The organism is Curtobacterium sp. MCLR17_059, assembly GCF_003234665.1.
Classification (GTDB): domain Bacteria; phylum Actinomycetota; class Actinomycetes; order Actinomycetales; family Microbacteriaceae; genus Curtobacterium; species Curtobacterium flaccumfaciens.
Genome location: NZ_QKSU01000007.1, coordinates 88,512 through 107,000 on the forward strand (window position 1 = coordinate 88,512; position 18,489 = coordinate 107,000).

Sequence of the window (18,489 nt, forward strand, 5' to 3'; positions counted from 1 at the left end):
GTAAACGTTCCACCCGTGGACGGAACGGTCGTGCGCGGCGGCGGATCCGCGCAGGCTCGCCGATCGGGTCGGACGCGGTGGTGATCCGCGCGTCAGGAGCGGGCTTGGGGGATCGGCCCGGGACCTCTATCGTTCACCGGAACGATTACAGGAGGGGTCACCCCGAATGCAGCCCATCGTCCCCGAACCCCGCAATGCCCACGGTCCGAGCCGTCGGGCGCTCATCACCGGCGCCGCCGGTCTGGCCGGCCTCGGCCTGCTCACGCTCGCCGGATGCAGCTCCGGTGCGACCGCCGGCACCCCCACGATCCCCGAGGCCGCGGCTACGGGCGTCGCTCGTCGCGGCGGACGCCTGCGCATCGCACGGCCCGCCGCGTCCGCCGCCGAGACCCTCGACTCCGCGAGCTCGCTGTCGGCCTACGAGTACCTCGGCGCGCTGTACAACCGGCTCGTCAAGCTCGACCAGCAGGGCACCCCGGTGCCGGACCTGGCCGAGGAGTGGTCCGCGAACGCCGACGGCACCGAGTGGACCTTCGCGCTCCGCCGGGGCGTGACCTTCCACGACGGGTCCCGGTTCACCGCCGACGACGCCATCGCGAGCATCCGGCACATCCTCGACGAGAAGACCGGCAGCCCGCAGGCCGGCGTGCTCGGCGAGGTCATGGACGCCGACTCGATGCGCGCCGTCGACCCGTACACGCTGCGCTTCTCGCTGACGAAGCCGAACGCGGAGTTCCCCTCGCTGCTCACCGCGTACCAGTGCTACATCGTGCCGGCAGACGCCATCGCCGACATCGGCCGCACCGGGATCGGGACGGGGCCGTTCCGGCTGTCGTCGTTCACCCCCGCCGGTGCCGGCAGCGTCGAGGCGTTCCCGGACCACTTCGCCGGCCGCCCGGCGCTCGACGGCATCGACTTCTACTCGATCCAGGACACCACCGCGCGGGTGAACGCCCTGCTCGCCGGGCAGATCGACCTCATCTCGCAGACCAACCTGGACTTCGCCACCGCCCGGGTGGTGTCGGCGTCCGACCGCGCCACCGTCGCCCGGTCGAAGAACGCCCAGTGGTACACGATCCCGATGCTCGCCACGAGCGACGAGTTCAGCGACCCGCGGGTCCGCCAGGCGATGAAGCTCGCCTACGACCCTCGGAAGATCGTCGACACCGCCCTGCAGGGCACCGGTTCCGCAGGTTGGGACAACCCCGTGCCGCCGCAGCTCGCCGCGTTCGTCGACGACCACCGCGAGTACGACCCGGACAAGGCACGGGCGCTGCTCAAGCAGGCCGGGCGCGAGGACTTCCGCGCCGCGATCTACACGTCGAGCTACGAGTCGGTGTTCACCCCGATGGCCGTCGCCTACCGCGACGCCGTCGCCGACGCGGGCATCCGCCTGACCGTCCGCAACGCGAGTTCGGACTCGTACTACACGCAGATCTGGATGCAGAAGCCGCTCATGGTGAGCTACTGGTTCACGGGGCGGCCGATCGACCAGCTGCTCAACCAGATCTTCCGCTCGGGGTCGTCGTACAACGAGAGCGCCTGGTCGAACGAGACCTTCGACGGGCTGCTCGACGACGCCCGCGCCGAGATGGACGACGCCAAGCGGCTCACCCTGTACCAGGACGCCCAGCGGCTCGTCGTCGAGGACGGTGCCGACATGACGCCGATGTTCGGCGACCGGCTCGTGGGGTTGTCCCGCGACGTCGTGAACTACTCGGAGTACGGCTTCGAGTTCGACTACCTGCGGATCGGACTGCGCCGATGACGACCACGAACACGCCGTCGGACGTCCTCGTCCCCGTCCTCCGCCGCGTCGGCATCGCCGTGCTGACGGTGGTGCTCGCCTCGCTCTTCGTGTTCCTCGCGGTGCAGGCGCTCCCCGGTGACGTCGCCCAGCAACTGCTCGGGCAGAACGCCACCCCCGACGCCGTCAAGCAACTGCGCGAGACCCTCGGCCTCGACCAGAACGTCTGGCTCCGCTACCTGCAGTGGCTCGGCGGCGCCGTGCACGGCGACTTCGGCACCTCGCTCGTCAGCGGCGAACCGGTCGCCCCGACGCTGTTCACGGCCTTCCGGAACAGCATGCTCATCGCCGTGCCCGCGATGCTCGTCGGCGTCACGGTGTCCCTGACGCTCGGTGTCGTCGCCGGTGTCCGCCGCGGCCGTCCGAGCGACAAGGTGATCTCGATCGTCAGCCTGGTCGTGATGAGCGTGCCGGAGTTCATGGTCGCCACCGTCCTGGTGCTGCTGTTCGCGATCGGCCTGCCGGTGTTCCCCGCCGTCGTGCTGCGGGGGAGCGACGCCACCGTCGCCGAGCTGCTGCCCACCATCTGGCTGCCGATCATCGTGCTGACCCTCGCGATGGCCGCCTACATCGTGCGGACGGCCCGCTCGTCGACCATCGACGTGATGGCGTCGGAGTTCGTCACGACGGCCGAGCTCAAGGGCCTCACGATGCGCCGGGTGGTGTGGAAGCACGCGGTGCCGAGCGCCCTGCTCCCGACGCTCAACGTCGTCGCGCTCAACGTCGCGTGGCTGCTCGGCGGTGTCGTGGTGGTCGAGAACGTCTTCAACTACCCGGGGATGGGCAAGCTCATGCTCGAGTCGGTGTTCAACCGCGACCTGCCCACCATCGAGGCGATCGCCCTGCTGAGCGCCCTGATCTACGTCGTGTGCAACCTGGCCGCCGACCTCGTCGCGCTCGCACTCGACCCGAAGCTGCGGACCCGCCAGCGACGACCGCGCACGCGCACCCGCAGCGCCCGCAGCACCAGGAAGGCCGCCGCATGACCGCCACCGCACCCCGCCGCCGCGTCGGACGCGACGTGCTCGCCGGCGCGCTCGCACCCTTGCGCGGGTCGACGGCGCTGAGCATCGGCCTCGGCCTCATCGCCCTGCACGTCGTCCTCGCCCTGCTCGCGCCGGTCATCGCCGGGCACGACCCGGTCGCGACGAACGCCGGCGACGTGCTCGCCGGTCCGACGTGGACGCACTGGCTCGGCACCGACCAGTACGGCCGCGACGTGCTGTCCCGCACCCTGAACGGCGGCCGGTACGCGCTGTCCGTGACCTTCCTGGCCACCACGATCGCCGTCGCGGTCGGCACCGTGCTCGGCTGCGTCACGGCCTACGCCGACAACTGGTTCGACGAGGTCGTCATGCGCGTCGTCGACGCCCTGCTCAGCGTGCCGTCGATCCTCGCGCTCCTGGTCGTCGTGACGGTCTTCGACGCCGGCCTCTGGGTCATCGTCCTCGCCGTCACGGTCGTCTACGCCCCCGCGGTGACCCGGGTCGTCCGCGGCGCCGCCCGCACCGTGATCACCCAGGACTACGTCACCGCGGCCCGTGCCCGGGGCGAGCGGCCGCTGTCGATCGTGTTCCGCGAGATCCTGCCGAACGTGCTCGACGTCGTGCTCGTCGAGTACGCGATGCGGGCGTCGTGGATCGTGCTGCTCGTCGCGTCGCTGTCCTTCCTGGGCTTCGGCGCGAACCCGCCGACCCCGGACTGGGGCCTGATGGTGCAGGAGAACCGCACCGCGCTCACCGTGGTGCCGCTCGGCACCCTCGCCCCGATCGTGGCGCTCGCCACGCTGGTGATCGGACTGAACCTCGCGGCCGACGGCCTGAGCAAGTCGCTCGGCGTCGACCGCGCCAAGCAGGGAGTCAGCGCATGACCCGCACCGACACCGGCACGACGTCCGCCGCGACGACGACCGTGCCCGACGCGATCGTCCGCGTCGACGACCTGTCCATCTCGTACGCCGCCGGCAAGCGACGGGTCCCCGTCGTCCGGAGTGTCTCGTTCGCGATCGAGGCCGGTCGCACCCTCGGCCTGGTCGGCGAGTCCGGCAGCGGCAAGTCGACCGTCGCGCGGACGCTCCTCGCACACCTGCGCGCCGGGTCGGCGATCGACGGCGGGACGGTCCGCGTCGACGGTGCCGACGTGTTCGCCCTGTCGCCGGCCGGCCGCCGGGCGCTCCGCGGCGGCACCGCCTCGGTCGTCGCCCAGAACGCCGGACAGGCGCTCACCCCGTCGATGCGCGTCGGCGAACAGATCCGCGAGGCCCTCCGCGCCCACGGCGAGCCCGACGGCCCCGAACGCGTCGCCGAGCTGGTCCGGCTGGTCCGGCTGCCGGACCCCGACGGGATCGTCCGCCGGTACCCGCACCAGTTGTCCGGCGGGCAGCAGCAGCGCATCGCCATCGCGATGGCCGTCGCCGCCCGGCCGCGCGTGCTCGTCCTCGACGAGCCGACCACCGCCCTCGACGTCGTCACGCAGGCCGCGGTCCTCGACCTGGTCGCCGACCTCGGTCGGCAGCTCGGCATGGCCGTCCTGCTCGTCAGCCACGACCTCGGGGTGGTGTCCGCCATGGCGGACGAGATCGCCGTGATGCGCGACGGCGAGGTCGTCGAGCACGCCGCCACCGCGGCGCTCTTCGCCGCGCCGCAGCACGAGTACACGCGCGCCCTGCTGGCCGCGGTGCCGGACGGGCGACGGCCTGGGCCCACGTCGCCGGTTCCGGATCGACGCGCCAGCGGCGAGTCGGCCGTGCCGATGGGGAGAGGAGCGGATCGCGACGCCCTGGACGCGACCGCCCCCGGGACGGTCGGCTCCACGGCTACCGGCACCGTGCCTCCCGAGCGCGCAGCCCGCCCCGTGGTGACCGCGGACGACCTGGTGATCCGCTACGGCCGCGGCCTGCCGGCCGCCGTCGACGGCGTCTCGTTCACGATCGCCGCGCACGAGACGCTCGCCGTCGTCGGCGAGTCCGGCAGCGGCAAGTCGACGCTCGCGACGGCGCTGGCCGGCCTGGTGCCGGCCGAGTCGGGGACGTTCACGTACGACGACGGCGCGACGAGCGGCGACCTGCGCGAGCCGATCGCCGGCCGCGCGCCCGCCCTGCGGCGCGCGGTGCAGCTCGTGTTCCAGAACGCGGACACGTCGCTCAACCCGCGGCGCACCGTGGGTGCAGCCGTCGCGCGGCCGCTCCGGTTGTTCAGCGGCTCGTCCTCGCGCGATCGCGTCGGGGCACTGCTCAGCCAGGTCGGGCTCGGGCCGGAGTTCGCCGACCGGCTGCCCGCGCAGCTGTCCGGTGGGCAGCGGCAGCGCGTCGGGATCGCGCGCGCACTCGCGGCCGAGCCGTCGCTCGTGATCGCCGACGAGATCACCACCGCGCTCGACGTGCAGGTGCAGGCGGGGATCCTCGCGCTGCTGGCCGACCTGCAGCGCGAGCGGGGCCTCGCCTGCCTGTTCATCAGCCACGACCTCGCCGTGGTGCGGGGCGTGGCGGACCGGGTCGCGGTGATGACCGGCGGCCGGATCGTCGAGATCGGGCCGACCGAGCGGGTGCTCACCGGCCCGAACCACCCGTACACGTCGACGTTGCTCGCGGCGACGCTCGAACCCGGCAGCACGACCCTGCCCGACGTCGGTGACGGGGTGCCGCGCTGGCGGCACGCCGACGGCTGGACCGACCACGGCGACGGACACCGCACCCGCAACTGGGAGGACGCATGACCACCGACGACGGCACCGCCCACGGCACCGCCGCCACCACCTTCACCGCCATCGGCGACCCTGGCTCGCTGCCCGCGGGCGTGACGGTCCGCGACGAGTGGATCCCGATGCCCGACGGTGTCCGGCTGCACGCCCGGATCTGGGCGCCGTCGCAGTCGCCGACGCAGTCGGGTGCGCCCAGCGACCCGACGCCGGTGCTGCTCGAGTACCTGCCGTACCGGCTCGACGACTGGACCGCACCGCGCGACTGGGAGCGGCACCCCTGGTACGCACAGCACGGGTACGCCTCGGTGCGGGTCGACATCCGCGGCACCGGGTCGTCCGACGGGTTCTTCGACGACGAGTACAGCGAGCAGGAGCTGCTCGACGGCGAGGCCGTGATCGCATGGCTCGCCGAGCAGCCGTGGTCGACCGGTGCCGTCGGCATGTTCGGCATCTCGTGGGGCGGCTTCAACGCGCTGCAGCTCGCAGCCCGGGCACCCGCCGCCCTCAAGGCCATCGTGACGGTCTGCTCGACGGACGACCGGTACGACAACGACGTGCACTACGTCGGCGGCGCCGTGCTCGGCATCGACATGGCGGCCTGGGGCGCGACGATGTTCGCCTTCAACTCGCGGCCGCCACGGCCCGAGGTCGTCGGTGCCGGGTGGATCGACCGGTGGCGGGAACGCCTCGAGGCGAACCGCCCGATGACGCCGGTGTGGCTCGCGCACCAGGAGCGCGACGACTACTGGCGGCACGGCAGCGCGGCCGAGGACTACGACGGCATCCGCGCCGCGGTGCTCGCCGTCGGTGGGTGGGCGGACCCGTACCGGGACGCCGTGCTCCGGCTCGTCGACCACGTCAGCGCCCCCGTGAAGGGCATCGTCGGCCCGTGGTCGCACCAGTACCCGGACCGTGGGCTCGCACCGGGGCCGTCGATCGGGTTCCTGCAGGAGACCCTGCGGTGGTGGGACCGCTGGCTGCGCGGGGTCGACACCGGCGTCGAGGACGACCCCGCACTGCGGGCCTGGATCAACGAGGGCGAAGCCCCCGCGCCGTACTACGCCGGACGCCGCGGTCGCTGGATCGGTGCCGAGGCGTGGCCCTCCGCCGCGACCCACGAGCGTGTCCTGCCCCTCGCCGCCCTGCGCGGCGGTGACCTCGGGCCGGTCGTCGTGCGGTCGCCGCAGCACACCGGGGTGGACGCCGGTCGGTTCTTCCCGTTCGGCAACGCCACCGACCTGCCGACGGACCAGCGCGCCGAGGACGGCCGGTCGGTCACCTTCGACTTGCCCGTCGGCAAGGCGTTCGACCTGCTCGGCAACGTGCTCGTGCGGCTGTCCGTCACGAGCGACCAGCCCCGGGCCACCCTGACCGTGCGGCTCTGCGACGTCGCACCGGACGGCTCGTCGACGCTCGTCACGCGCGGGGTACTGAACGCCGCGAAGCGCGACGGCATGGACCGCGACGACGTGCTCGTGCCCGGGACACCCGCCGACCTGCCCGTGCGCCTGGTCTCGACCGGACACCGGTTCGCCGCCGGACACCGGCTGCGCATCGCGGTCTCCTCGTCGTACTGGCCGTGGGTGTGGCCGCACGGCGTCGAGGCCACCGTGACGATCGACCCGACCACCTCGAGCGTCACCCTGCCCACCTGGACCCGGGAGACCGACGACGGGGTGGCCTTCGCCGAGCCCGAACGGTCCGAGCCCCTCGTGATCGAGCGCGTCGCGCCGGCCGACCCGCTGCCGCAGCGCACGGTGACGCACGACGTCGAGACGGGGGAGTGGACGCTCGACGTCGATCCCGGGTACGGCGGCGGACGCGTCTACCCGGACGGCCTCGTGTTCACCGAGGACGCCCGCGAGACGTACCGGATCCGCTCCGACGACCCGACCAGCGCACGGGCGAGTTCCCGCTGGGCGATCGGGCTGACGAAGCCGGAGTGGGCCGCGCGCCTCGAGACGACGTCCGAGGTCACCGCCGACGCCGACACCTTCCACGTCGTCAACACCGTGCGCGCCTGGGCCCGCGACGGCGGACCCGACGAACCCGAGGTGCTCGTCACCGAGCGGACCTTCGTCGACGACGTCCCACGGACCTCGGCGTGACCGCGGCGGCACGCGTCCGGCAGCGGCCGGAGGTCCGACGCGCGATGATCGTCGAGGCCGCCCGCGCGGTGATCGTCCGGAACGGTGTCGGTGCCACCGGACTGCGCGACATCGCGGCCGAGGCCGGCGTCTCCGTCGGCACCGTGACGTACCACTTCGGCAGTGTCGCGGAGATCCTCAACGAGGTCGTGGTGCTCGAGACGGAGCGCTTCTACGGCGCCATCGTCGCGGCCGTCGACGCCGAACCCGACGTGCTCGTGGGGTTGCGGATGCTCGTCGCGCCGCTGTTCGGCGACACCGAGCAGGTCCGGCAGCACTGGCGGATCTGGTCCGACTACTGGACCGCGGTGGTCCGGCGGCCCGAGGTCGCCGCCGAGTACGCCGAACGCATCCGCGTCTGGGAGGCCTGCCTCGTGCGGGTCATCCGGCGCGGGGTGGACGCCGGGGTGTTCGGTGGCACGCGCCAGGGCACCTCCAGCGACGGCGGCGACCCCGTCGACGCCGACACCGTCGCGCTGCAGCTCGCCGCGTACAGCGACGGCGTCGCGACGCAGATCGCCCAGGGTGTGCCCGGCCTGACGAACACGGTCGCCCTGTCCTGGATGTGGCGGTTCCTGTCGCACGAACTCGGTGTGCCCGCTGTGGACATCGCCGGAACCGGTCGTTCCCCCTTGTGATGAGGTAAGGCTTCCCTTACCGTTGCCACATGGCACGGACCCGGCGACAGCCCAGCGAACGCATCCTCATCGCGGGCGGTGCCGAGGACCTCGTCGAGATCCACCGCCAGCTCGAGGAACTCCCCGAGAACGCGTACGGGCAGGTGTTCGTCGAGGTCGCCCTCGACGAGCAGATCCGCATCCTGCCGGCCCCGCCGCGCGTCACCGTGACCTGGCTGGTCCGGAGCGCCCGCAGCTCGGCCGTCGCTCCGCTGGTCTTCGCCGACCACGGCGAAGCGCTGGCACACGCCCTGACCGGGTGGGCCGCCGAGTGGTGCGTGACGGGCTGCGAGCCCCGCACCTCGGTGTGGATCGGGTGCGCGGACAGCCCGTGGATCGAGCGCGCTCGGTCCATGGTGCAGTTCGAGCTCACCGACGCCGGCCAGCAGGTCCAGGTCGAGTACGGCGGGTAAGGGCAGCCTGCTCTTCCTTGCAATGTGCAAAAGACGGGGGCATGGTTGTGCCATGACCACGCAGAGCAGCACCACCACCCCGAGCACCACGTCCCCGTTCTCGACCACGCCGGAGCTCGCAGCCGGGGTCGCCCAGTTCCTCGCCCCCGTCGTCATCGACCTCGAGGCGCTCGTCGTCAACGGCAAGCAGGCGCACTGGCACGTCCGTGGCCGCAACTTCGTCGGCGTGCACGAGCTCCTCGACGAGATCGTCGAGCACGCGCAGGACTACGCGGACAAGGCTGCGGAGCGCATCGTCGCCCTCGGCCTGCCGGTCGACTCGCGCATCGCGACCGTCGCCGCGAACACCACCCTGCCGCCGCTGTCGCAGGGCTTCCAGAATTCCGACGTCACCATCACCGAGGTGATCGCCCAGATCGACGCCGCCCTGCTGCAGGTCCGCCGTGCGGTCGACGGCCTCGACGAGGTCGACCTCAACAGCCAGGACGTCGCGATCGAGATCGAGCGCGCGCTGACCAAGGACCGCTGGTTCCTGCAGGCGCACCTCGCCGCCTGAGTCGCGACCACACCTCTGACGGGAGGCCCGGTGCCAGCTGGCACCGGGCCTCCCGTCCGTCTCGGGTCGCGCTCCGGGCCCGCACCTCACGCGGACGGCGTGACCAGCCCGCTCTCGTAGGCCAGCACCACGGCGTGCACCCGGTCCCGCAGCTGCAGCTTCGCCAGGACCCGGCCGACGTGGGTCTTGACGGTCTGCTCGGCGATGAACAACTCCGCCGCGATCTCGCCGTTCGACCGCCCCCGCGCCATCAGCAGGAACACGTCCCGCTCCCGGTCGGTCAGCACGTCGAGCACCTCGGTCCGCGGGGCCGCCGGCTGTGGACCGGCGACGAAGGCCTCGACGAGGTGCCGGGTCACCCTCGGGGCGAGCAGGGAGTCGCCGGCCGCGACGGTCCGCACGGCCTGTACGAGCTCCTCGGCGCTCGCGTCCTTGAGCAGGAACCCGCTCGCCCCGGCACGGAGCGCGTCGAACACGTAGTCGTCGATGTCGAACGTCGTGAGCATCACCACGCGGACGGGCGACTCCGCGGGCGCCGCGGTGATCCGCCGGGTCGCCTCGATCCCGTCGAGCTCCGGCATCCGGACGTCCATCAGGATCACGTCCGGCCGGAGCCGGATCGCCATGACGACCGCCTCGGCACCGTTCGCGGCCTCGCCGACGACCTCGACGTCGTCCTGGGCCTGGAGGATCGCCCGCAGTCCGACACGGAACATCTGCTGGTCGTCGACCACCATCACCCGCGTCATCGGCTTGCCCCGTCGGCCGTCGGCTGCGACGTGGTCGCGGTGGGCCGGGTGGGCAGACTGACGGCGACGCGGAAGCCGCCGTCCGGGTCCGGTCCGTGGTCGATGGTGCCGCGGAGCGCGGCGACCCGCTCGCGCATGCCCGCCAGACCGAAGCCGCCGTCGTCCGGCGGCGCTCCTGGCACGCTGCCGGCCGGTGGCGCGGTGTTGGCGACCTCGACCGTGAGAGCCGAGCCATGCCTCCCGACCGTCACGACGGTGGTCGCACCGGGCGCGTGCCGGGCCACGTTGCCGAGCGCCTCCTGCACGACCCGGTACACGGTGAGCTGTGCGAGCCGGTCGACGTCGTCGCGGTCCGGGTCGAGCCCCTCGTCGAGTCGGAGCTCGACGGGGATGCCGGCCGCGCGGGTGGCCTGCACCAGTGCGGACAGGTCGGCGAGCCGCGGCTGCGGCGCACGCTCGGCGTCGGCGTCGCCACGCAGGGTGCCGAGCAGCTGCCGCATCTCCCGCAGGGCCGTGCGCGAGGTCTCGGCGATCGCGGCGAACTCGGTGCGGGCGTCCGGCGGCAGGTCCGCGACGCGGTACGGAGCGGACTCGGCCTGCATGTGCACGACGGACATGCTGTGGGCGACGACGTCGTGGAGCTCGCGGGCGATCCGGGAGCGCTCCTCGACCGTCCGGCGTCGTGCCTGCTCGAGCTCGGTGTCGCGGCGGGCGGCGGCGAGCTCCTCGCGCACGGTCCGGCGCTGCCCGATCACGACCGCAGCGGCCGCCACGACGAGGGTGTCGCCGGCGCTCACCACGAAGCTCGTCGCCCAGACGTCGACCTGCCCCCACCGGTCGGGGGTCACGCCGATGAGCAGCAGGGTGAGCAGCGTCGCCGCGACCCAGACCACCGCGGTGAGCCGCCAGGTGGTGCGGACGCCCAGCACGACGAGCAGCACGCTCAGGCCGATGATGCTCGTGACGGAGACCGGCCAGGGCCCGACGGTGCCGGGTGCCGTCAGGACCCCGAGGCCGGCGAGGGCGACGAGGTGCGCGACCGACGCCGTGCGGGGGACGAGCGGTGCGAGGCCGATGCTCGCCGACAGCACGGCGGTCACGAGCAACGCGAGCGGCACGGGGACGCCGTAGAACACCGCGGTCACGGGTGCGGCGACGGCGAACAGGGACACCGCGACGACGACGAAGCCGATCTGCACGGCAGGCCGGACCCAGGTGGGTCGGGGCTTCGGGACGACGGTCATGGGCGGGCGGTCTCTCCGGTTCGGGCGAGGCAGGGTTCGGGGGCGACGGCGGTGGGTGTGGCGGGTGCGGCTGTGGTGGCTGCGGCTGCGGCGCGGGCGTCACGGGCTTCGCGCCTGCGGCTGATGGTACCGAGCACCCGGTCGACCGCGATCCCGAGCCCGGCGGCGACCACCATCGACACCAGGGCGGCGACGATCGGTTCGTGCAGCACGCTCGACGCGGCCAGGGCGATCCCGATCGACACCGCTGACCACGCCAGCCCCGCGATCGCGCTGATCGCGAGGAACCGGCGGTAGGACAGCCGGGTCGCTCCGGCGGTCATGTTGACCGCGACCCGGCCGACCGGGATGAAGCGCCCGGTCAGGATGAGGCTGGCGGAGCGGCGCTGCATCTGCCGCTCGGCGAACGCGAAGGCCGCCGCGATCCGTGGTCGCTTCGACCGGGCCAGGCGAGCGAACCCGATCCGGCGCCCGATCCAGTACGCGATCGAGTCGCCGGCGATCGCTCCGAGGGCGGCGGCGACGAGCACCACGGCGAGGACGGGCTGTCCGGACGTCGCGGCGATCGCGGCGACCGCGACCAGGGCGGACTCGCTCGGCACCGGCGGGAAGAAGCCGTCCACCAGGCACAGGACGAAGAGGACGACGTAGACGAGCGGACTCGCGGCCAGCTCGACGACGAGCGGGGTGATCTGGTCGAACACGGGGTGCTCCCTCCCGCCGACGGAACTCGCCGACGAGGACGACGCTACGGAGCCGACGCGCCGCGGCCATCCCGCGGCGGTCTCGACCACCCCCTACCGCGGTATGACGTTCCCGTCCGCGAAGACCACGTCGGGTGCGTCGACACGGCGGTCGACGACGGTGGTCGGGGCCTCCAGGTGCACGGCACCCGAGGGCATGATGCCCGCACCGCCGAACCGTTCCATCACCCGCCACTGCGCGACGACGTCCTCGCCGGCGTGGTCGGGCGGCAGGGTGTCCCAGAACCGGAAGCCGCCGACCTCCTCGAGCGCACGGCGGTCGTAGAGCGCGCAGGCACCGACCCACGCGACGCGGTAGGGCACCCACTCGCCGGGGTGCAGGTCGAGGTCGGCGGCGACGTGCGTCGGGTTCGCGGCGTTGTGCAGCGACCAACGGTCGAAGCCGGGGGTCCCGCGGCGCACCACCTCGGGCACGACCGGGCCGTCCCACCGTTCGAACACCGACGTCTCGTGCGGACGGCGGTCCTGCAGGTACGACAGGCCCTGCACCGCGCTGCCGACGAACCCGCAGCCTAGGGTGCGCAGCGCGTCGAGCATCCGCGCGATCGACCCCGGCTCGAGCCAGACGTCGTCGTCGAGGAACAGCACCGCAGGTGCCTGGGCGTGGTCGAGCAGGAACTGCCGGTGCTCTGCCAGGCCACGCCGTTCCGGGTGGGTGAGGAGCGTGACGGGCCGGCCCTGCGCCTCCAGGACGCGGAGCATCGCGGCGACCGCCGGCGCGCTGGCGGCGTCTCCGTCCGCGGACTGGTCGCTCAGCACGACGCGCAGGTCGACCTCGGTCTGGGCGGCGAGGCCGGCGAGCGTCGTGGCGAGCTCGGCCGGCCGGCCGACGGTCGGGATGAGCACGTCGACGTCGACCGTGCTCGTGTCCGCTGGATCGGGGGCCTTCGCCCAGGACCCGGACCAGCGGGCGGTCACGGTGCCGGGTCCGGTTCGGGCCGCGCAGCGGCTTCGCGGATCCGGCGCACGACGGCGCTGGTGGAGTGCTCGGGCACGTAGTCGACCATGACGACCTCGCCGCCGTAGCCGCGCACGACCTCGGTCTCGGTCAGCATCTCGGGGGAGTAGTCCCCGCCCTTGACGTAGACCTCGGGGCGCAACCGTTCGATGAGCGGGATGGGGGTGTCCGTCGCGAACACCGTGACCAGGTCGACGCAGGCCAGTGCGGCGAGCACTCCGGCGCGGTCCTCGGCCGGGTTGATCGGCCGCTCCGGGCCCTTCAGCCGGCGCACCGAGTCGTCGTCGTTCAGGGCGACGACGAGCAGGTCGCCCAGGTCACGGGCCTGCCGCAGGTACGTGGTGTGCCCGCGGTGCACGACGTCGAAGCAGCCGTTCGTGAAGACCACGCGGCGGCCGGCCTGGCGAGCGGCCTCGACCGCGGAGGCGAGCTCGTCGTGGTCGACGACGGTCGCCGCCGGGGCGGTCACCGAGTCGAGCAGGGCGGCGGCGGTGCAGACGGACGTGCCGGCCTCGCGGACGACGACGTCGGCAGCGGCCTGGGCGACCGCGACGGCGTCGCGCAGGGGTGCCTGCACGGCGAGGGCGACGGTCGCGGCGGCGCAGAAGGTGTCACCGGCGCCGGAGGCCTGCTGCTCCGAGGCGGGCGTCGCACGCGTGCGGAACCCCTGGTCGGAGCCGGGCTCGAGCAGCACGGTGCCGTCGCGGTCGAGCGTGACCACCGCGGCCCGGGCCCCACTGCGGGCGAGCACGTCGGCACGGGCCGCGACGACGGTGCCGACGCGGTCCGCGCCGGTGCCGAGCTCCGTGCCGAGCAGCGCGGCGGTCTCACCGGCGTTCGGCGTGACGAGGTCGGGGTGCAGCGCGGCCCAGCGGGTCAGGTCGTGCGCGTCGACCACGACGGCGCCGGGGCGGTCACGGTCGAGCATCGGCACGACGTCCTCGGCGCGGACGCCCAGGCCGTAGTCGCACACCACGGCGGCGTCGGCGCATCTGATGGCACGGGCCACCGAACGGGCGAGGCGTTCGCCGTGCTCGGCGGTCGGGGTCGCAGCCAGCTCGTCGACCCGGACCACCACGCGGTCACCGCCGACCACGCGCGACTTCGTCGTGGTGCGGGCACCGGGGATCTCGACCAGGAACGACGTGTCGACGCCGGCAGCCTCGAGCCGCTGGCGCAGGACGTCACCGGCCTCGTCGTCACCGATGAGCCCCACCATGCGGACCCGGGCGCCCAGGGCGCGGGCGTTCACGGCCGTGTTCGCCGCGCCGCCCGGCACCGCGATGGTCTCGGTGACGCGGACGACGGGGGCCGGGGCCTCGCGGGAGACCCGCTCGGCCTCGCCGACGGTCCAGCGGTCGAGGATGCAGTCGCCGATGACGACGACGAGGGGTTCGCGGTCGTCGATCGTGGCGACGAGGTCACGGACCAGGCGGACGTCGGCGGTCATCGGGTTCCTCCCACGGTGTCGGCGCTGCCGGCGGTGGCGCCTGCTGCGGCTGCGGGGCCGGCGGTGCCTGCTGCGGCGCCGGTGCTGCTGGTGGCTGCGGTGGCGCCGGCTGCTGCGGTCGACGGCTCGGCGGTGCGGCGCGGCGGGGCTGCCTCGAGGTGCACCACCGTCGTGGTCGTCATCTCGTCGAGCAGGTGCGGGCCGTACCCGAACCCGGCGCCCGAGGCACCGCGGGGCTGGGCGCTGCCACCAGGAGCGCCACCGAACACGGCGTTCACCTTGACGGTGCCGACGGGCAGTTCGGCCGCGGCACGGAGTGCGTGCGCGGTGTCGTTCGTCAGCACCGTGGCTGCGAGGCCGTAGCGGTCCGCTGCGGCGAGCCGGAGGCCCTCCGCGAAGTCCGACACGACGCGCACCGGGGCGATCGGGCCGAAGGTCTCCTCGGTCAGCACGAGCATGTCGTCCGTGCAGTCGGTCAGGACGGTCGCCGGGTAGAACGATCCGAGCCCGCCGGGCGTCACGCCACCGGTCCGGGCCGAGGCGCCGCGGGCGATCGCGTCGTCGACGTGGTGCTGCACGAGCTCGCGCAGCCGGTCGTCCACGAGTGGCCCGAACTCCGCGGCGGGTGCGGCCGTGCGGCGCTCCGCCTCGGCGACGAGCGCGGCGACGAAGGGCTCGGCGACGTCCTGGTGCACGTACACCCGCTCGACGCTGGTGCAGATCTGGCCGGTGTTCGCGAACGCGCCGAGGGCGACCTGTGCGGCGGCCCACTCCGGGTCGACGTCGGCGTCGACGATGACCGGGTCGTTGCCGCCGTTCTCACGGATGACGTGGGCGCGGGTGGTCGCGGCCACCTCGCTCAGGCGGTCACCGGTGGCGGTCGACCCGACGTGCGCGTAGACGTCGATGCCCTCCTGCGCCAGGAGCAGCTCGCCGGTGGTCGCGTCGCCGTCGACACCGATGAGCACGCCGTCCGGCAGGACCTCGGCGAGCAGCGCGTTGAGTCGGGCGAAGGTCGCCGGGCAGCGTTCGCTGCCCTTGTGCACGACGGTGTTGCCCGTGACGATCGCTGCGCCGAGGATCCCGCAGGCCACGGCGACCGGGTCGTTCCACGGCGTCAGGGCGAGCACCACGCCGCGCGGGTGCGGCACCGACCAGTCGGCGGCACCGAACTGCCCGCGCAGGGCCTCACCACGGTGCACCGGCCCGAGCTCGGCGTACTGCACGAGCGTGCCGATGCCGGCCTCGACCCCACCGAGGGCGTCGCCGGGCACCTTGCCGGTCTCGCGGGTGTTCAGGTCCGCCAGCTCCTGCGCGTGCGCACGGAGGTGCTCGGCCGCGGCGTGCAGCAGGGCACCGCGCTCGGCCGGCGCGGTCCGGGCCCAGGCACCGGCAGCGGCACGGGAGCGAGCGACGGCGTTGCGGACGTCGTCCTCGGTCGAGCGTCGCACGGTGGACGCGATCGATCCGTTCACGGGGTCGGTCACCACGAGGTCGTCGGCGGCGGGGGGTGCGATCGTCATGGGGTCCTTCCGGAGGCGGGCGGGGCCTCACACGGTGCTCGTGCTCCGCTGTGTGCGGTCACGGCATCGCGCTTCTCGTCCATCCGGGGCCGCTGCTGGACGTTCGGACGGGTCCGACCGGTAGACGTGGAGCTGTGCAACAGATCGGCGTGGGCGGAGAACGGTTCGACGGTGTCAGCGAGATCGCGGTGCTCCGCGGCGGGGGACTGGGCGACCTGATGTTCGCCCTGCCGGCGGTCGAGTCCCTGGCCGCCGCGTACCCCGGAGCCCGGATCACGCTGCTCGGGGCGCCGTCCGCGCGGCCGGTGCTCGAGGGCCGGAGCGAGGCCGTGCACGCCTACGAGGAGCTTCCCGTCGTGCCCGGGGTCCGGGACTCCGGCGAGGGCGCACCGACCGAGCAGGACTTCTTCGAGCGGCTGCACGGGCGCTTCGACCTCGCGGTGCAGGTGCACGGCGGCGGGCGGAACTCGAACCCGTTCCTGCTCCGGCTCGGCGCCCGTCACACCGTGGGCACCGCCACCGAGGACGCCGAGGTCCTGGAGCGCTGGGTCCGCTACGTCTACTACCAGCACGAGGTCGTCCGGGCGCTCGAGGTGGCCTCGCTGGCCGGTGCCGAACCGGTCACCCTCGACCCGCGACTGCACGTCCCCGAGGCCACGCGGGCCGGGGTCCGACAGCGCCTCGGCGTGCGGGGACGGCTCGTCGCGATCCACCCCGGCGCCACCGACCCGCGTCGCCGCTGGAGCCCCTCGCGCTTCGCCGAGGTCGCCCGTGCCCGGCTCGCCGCCGGTGACGACGTGGTGCTCGTGGGTGACGACTCGGACGTGCAGGCGTCGTCCGCCATCGTCGCGTCGCTGCCGCCCGAGTTGCGGGAGCGCGTGCACGACCGCACCGGGTCACTGCCGCTGCGTGAACTGCCCGACGTCCTGGCCGCCGCCGACGTCATGGTCGGCGACGACTCCGGCCCGCGGCACCTCGCCGTCGCCGTGGGCACCCCGACCGTCGGCGTGTTCTGGTTCGGCAACGTGATCAACGCCGGGCCGTTCGACCGCGGTCGGCACCGCGTGCACCTGTCCTTCGTGACGCAGTGCCCGGTGTGCGGCACCGACGTCACCCAGGTCGGCTGGACCGCCGAGCGGTGCGAGCACGACCCGTCCTACGTGGACCAGGTCGAGCCGGAGGCCGTCCTCGCCGACGTCGAGGACCTGCTCCGCACGACCTGACGAGCCTCGCACCGTGCGAGCTTCGGTCACGTGCGCGCGTCGTCGCCCCGTGCGCGGTTGCCCGCTGCGTGCGGCGCTGCAAGCGCGCACCCAGCCGTCAACGCTGCACCAGGCAACGCACCGCGCACCGTGCACGGAACGCGACCCGACGCCGGACGGGAGGCCCGCTGCCAGCCCGCAACGCGCCTCCCGGCCGCACCGTGCGCACGCCGTCACCCCGTGCACGGTTCACCGCTGCGTGCGGCGCTGCAAGCGCGCACCCACCAGTCAACGCTGCACCAGGCAACGCACCGCGCACCGTGCACGGAACGCGACCCGACGCCGGACGGGAGGCCCGCTGCCAGCCCGCAACGCGCCTCCCGGCCGCACCGTGCGCACGCCGTCACCCCGTGCACGGTTCACCGCTGCGTGCGGCGCTGCAAGCGCGCACCCAGCCGTCAACGCTGCACCAGGCGACGCACCGCGCTCCGTGCACGGGACCCGGCACGCGGACACACGGGAGGCGCGGTGCCAGCCGGCACCGCGCCTCCCGTCCGTCAGCGGCGAGCGACTACGGCCAGCTCGGCTCCGTCGCCGGCATGATCGACAGCTCGCGGATCTCGCAGCCGGCCGGCTGCGACAGCGCGAAGATGATCGAGTTCGCGACGTACTCCGGCTCGATGAGCTGCGCGTCCGGGCCCGGCTTGTACTGCTCGGTCCGGTCGGCGAAGAAGTTCGTCCGCATCCCGGCGGGGATGATGTTGGTCACGCCGATGCGACCGGCGGTCTCGGCGGCCAGCGCCTGCGAGAAGCCTCGGACGCCGAACTTCGACGCCGAGTACGCGGTGCCGTCGCCGACGCCGCGCAGGGCGAGCGATGACGAGATCGTGACGACGCGGCCGTGCGTGGCATCGAGGGCGGGCAGGGCGGCGCGCACGGTCGAGGCGGTGCCGATCAGGTTGACGCCGACGATCTGCTCCCACTTGCCGGACGAGATCGCGTCGATCGGGGCGGGGGTGTCGATGCCCGCGGCGGTGACGACGGCGTCGAGGCCGCCGTGCCGCTCGGCGGCGTCACGGACCGCCTGCTCGACGGCGTCGGTGTCCGAGACGTCCACGGCGACGGCGTCGACGCCCTCGGGGACGGCGTCGATCCGCAGGTCGAGGACGATCGGGGTGCCGCCGGCCTCGGTGACGGCAGCCACGACGGCGGCGCCGAGTCCGGAGGCGCCGCCGGTGACGAGGACGCGGCCGATGGGGGTGGTGGGGACGGGCATGGATGTCCTTTGCGTAGTGGAGCG

16 protein-coding genes are annotated in these 18,489 nt (G+C 73.5%); 9 read left to right on the plus strand and 7 right to left on the minus strand.

The genetic code is table 11. The features are described from left to right. The first annotated feature begins 166 nt into the window (after positions 1-166). From DEJ12_RS11265 to DEJ12_RS11300, 8 genes are read left to right on the plus strand one after another with little or no spacing between them, the layout of a single operon-like run. The gene (locus DEJ12_RS11265) at positions 167-1,768 is read left to right on the plus strand and encodes an ABC transporter substrate-binding protein (protein ID WP_111030067.1); all 1,602 of its coding nucleotides are present in this window, start codon (positions 167-169) and stop codon (positions 1,766-1,768) included. Then, positions 1,765-2,793, plus strand: a complete 1,029-nt coding sequence (locus DEJ12_RS11270) for an ABC transporter permease (protein ID WP_111022881.1) — start codon at positions 1,765-1,767, stop codon at positions 2,791-2,793. The genes DEJ12_RS11265 and DEJ12_RS11270 overlap by 4 nt, the downstream gene beginning before the upstream one ends. Then, on the plus strand, positions 2,790-3,677 hold the full coding sequence (locus DEJ12_RS11275; protein ID WP_071244656.1) for an ABC transporter permease: 888 nt from the start codon (positions 2,790-2,792) through the stop codon (positions 3,675-3,677). Before DEJ12_RS11270 ends, DEJ12_RS11275 begins: the two co-directional genes overlap by 4 nt. Beyond that, positions 3,674-5,521, plus strand: coding sequence for an ABC transporter ATP-binding protein (locus DEJ12_RS11280; RefSeq protein ID WP_111030068.1), 1,848 nt, complete (start codon positions 3,674-3,676; stop codon positions 5,519-5,521). The genes DEJ12_RS11275 and DEJ12_RS11280 overlap by 4 nt, the downstream gene beginning before the upstream one ends. Next, a complete protein-coding gene (locus DEJ12_RS11285) occupies positions 5,518-7,614 on the plus strand; it encodes a CocE/NonD family hydrolase (protein ID WP_111030069.1) in 2,097 nt (698 codons plus the stop codon). Before DEJ12_RS11280 ends, DEJ12_RS11285 begins: the two co-directional genes overlap by 4 nt. Continuing rightward, positions 7,611-8,291 carry a TetR/AcrR family transcriptional regulator gene (locus tag DEJ12_RS11290; RefSeq protein WP_111030070.1) on the plus strand — a complete coding sequence of 227 codons (681 nt, stop codon included), beginning with the start codon at positions 7,611-7,613 and terminating at the stop codon, positions 8,289-8,291. Before DEJ12_RS11285 ends, DEJ12_RS11290 begins: the two co-directional genes overlap by 4 nt. A gap of 29 nt (positions 8,292-8,320) precedes the next feature. Next, on the plus strand, positions 8,321-8,743 hold the full coding sequence (locus DEJ12_RS11295) for an SIP domain-containing protein (protein ID WP_111030071.1): 423 nt from the start codon (positions 8,321-8,323) through the stop codon (positions 8,741-8,743). Positions 8,744-8,795: 52 nt separating this feature from the next. Then, positions 8,796-9,299 (plus strand): Dps family protein, encoded by a 504-nt coding sequence (locus DEJ12_RS11300; protein ID WP_071244661.1) that lies wholly within the window; start codon positions 8,796-8,798, stop codon positions 9,297-9,299. Between the two features lie 86 nt (positions 9,300-9,385). Here the strand turns inward: DEJ12_RS11300 and DEJ12_RS11305 are convergent, their stop codons facing one another. The 6 genes from DEJ12_RS11305 to DEJ12_RS11330 all read right to left on the minus strand — a co-directional run bounded on the left by DEJ12_RS11305 (position 9,386) and on the right by DEJ12_RS11330 (position 15,987). Continuing rightward, positions 9,386-10,048 carry a response regulator transcription factor gene (locus tag DEJ12_RS11305; RefSeq protein ID WP_111030072.1) on the minus strand — a complete coding sequence of 221 codons (663 nt, stop codon included), beginning with the start codon at positions 10,046-10,048 and terminating at the stop codon, positions 9,386-9,388. Then, positions 10,045-11,292, minus strand: a complete 1,248-nt coding sequence (locus DEJ12_RS11310) for a sensor histidine kinase (protein WP_111030073.1) — start codon at positions 11,290-11,292, stop codon at positions 10,045-10,047. The genes DEJ12_RS11305 and DEJ12_RS11310 overlap by 4 nt, the downstream gene beginning before the upstream one ends. Further along, positions 11,289-11,996, minus strand: coding sequence for a DedA family protein (locus tag DEJ12_RS11315; RefSeq protein WP_111030140.1), 708 nt, complete (start codon positions 11,994-11,996; stop codon positions 11,289-11,291). Before DEJ12_RS11315 ends, DEJ12_RS11310 begins: the two co-directional genes overlap by 4 nt. Before the next feature lie 93 nt (positions 11,997-12,089). After that, on the minus strand, positions 12,090-12,974 hold the full coding sequence (locus DEJ12_RS11320; protein ID WP_111030074.1) for a glycosyltransferase family 2 protein: 885 nt from the start codon (positions 12,972-12,974) through the stop codon (positions 12,090-12,092). After that, on the minus strand, positions 12,971-14,464 hold the full coding sequence (gene rfaE2, locus DEJ12_RS11325; RefSeq protein WP_071403865.1) for a D-glycero-beta-D-manno-heptose 1-phosphate adenylyltransferase: 1,494 nt from the start codon (positions 14,462-14,464) through the stop codon (positions 12,971-12,973). Before rfaE2 ends, DEJ12_RS11320 begins: the two co-directional genes overlap by 4 nt. Next, entirely contained in the window at positions 14,461-15,987 is a 1,527-nt protein-coding gene (locus DEJ12_RS11330; RefSeq protein WP_111030075.1) for an aldehyde dehydrogenase, read from the minus strand. The genes rfaE2 and DEJ12_RS11330 overlap by 4 nt, the downstream gene beginning before the upstream one ends. Before the next feature lie 134 nt (positions 15,988-16,121). Here DEJ12_RS11330 and DEJ12_RS11335 point away from each other — a divergent pair, with 134 nt between their 5' ends. After that, complete coding sequence (locus tag DEJ12_RS11335; RefSeq protein ID WP_111030076.1) at positions 16,122-17,210, plus strand: glycosyltransferase family 9 protein; 1,089 nt, start codon at positions 16,122-16,124, stop codon at positions 17,208-17,210. Positions 17,211-17,760: 550 nt separating this feature from the next. On the opposite strand, the gene DEJ12_RS11340 is transcribed toward DEJ12_RS11335, so the two are convergent. Further along, positions 17,761-18,465 carry an SDR family oxidoreductase gene (locus tag DEJ12_RS11340; RefSeq protein WP_111030077.1) on the minus strand — a complete coding sequence of 235 codons (705 nt, stop codon included), beginning with the start codon at positions 18,463-18,465 and terminating at the stop codon, positions 17,761-17,763. Positions 18,466-18,489: the final 24 nt, after the last annotated feature.

Excerpts from the sequence above, each read along its gene's own strand:
- DEJ12_RS11265 (WP_111030067.1), top strand. The coding sequence starts at position 167 with ATGCAGCCCATCGTCCCCGAACCCCGCAATGCCCACGGTCCGAGCCGT.
- DEJ12_RS11270 (WP_111022881.1), top strand. The coding sequence starts at position 1,765 with ATGACGACCACGAACACGCCGTCGGACGTCCTCGTCCCCGTCCTCCGC.
- DEJ12_RS11275 (WP_071244656.1), top strand. The coding sequence starts at position 2,790 with ATGACCGCCACCGCACCCCGCCGCCGCGTCGGACGCGACGTGCTCGCC.
- DEJ12_RS11280 (WP_111030068.1), top strand. The coding sequence starts at position 3,674 with ATGACCCGCACCGACACCGGCACGACGTCCGCCGCGACGACGACCGTG.
- DEJ12_RS11285 (WP_111030069.1), top strand. The coding sequence starts at position 5,518 with ATGACCACCGACGACGGCACCGCCCACGGCACCGCCGCCACCACCTTC.
- DEJ12_RS11295 (WP_111030071.1), top strand. The coding sequence starts at position 8,321 with ATGGCACGGACCCGGCGACAGCCCAGCGAACGCATCCTCATCGCGGGC.
- DEJ12_RS11300 (WP_071244661.1), top strand. The coding sequence starts at position 8,796 with ATGACCACGCAGAGCAGCACCACCACCCCGAGCACCACGTCCCCGTTC.
- DEJ12_RS11305 (WP_111030072.1), bottom strand. The coding sequence starts at position 10,048 with ATGACGCGGGTGATGGTGGTCGACGACCAGCAGATGTTCCGTGTCGGA.
- DEJ12_RS11310 (WP_111030073.1), bottom strand. The coding sequence starts at position 11,292 with ATGACCGTCGTCCCGAAGCCCCGACCCACCTGGGTCCGGCCTGCCGTG.
- rfaE2 (WP_071403865.1), bottom strand. The coding sequence starts at position 14,464 with ATGACCGCCGACGTCCGCCTGGTCCGTGACCTCGTCGCCACGATCGAC.
- DEJ12_RS11330 (WP_111030075.1), bottom strand. The coding sequence starts at position 15,987 with ATGACGATCGCACCCCCCGCCGCCGACGACCTCGTGGTGACCGACCCC.
- DEJ12_RS11340 (WP_111030077.1), bottom strand. The coding sequence starts at position 18,465 with ATGCCCGTCCCCACCACCCCCATCGGCCGCGTCCTCGTCACCGGCGGC.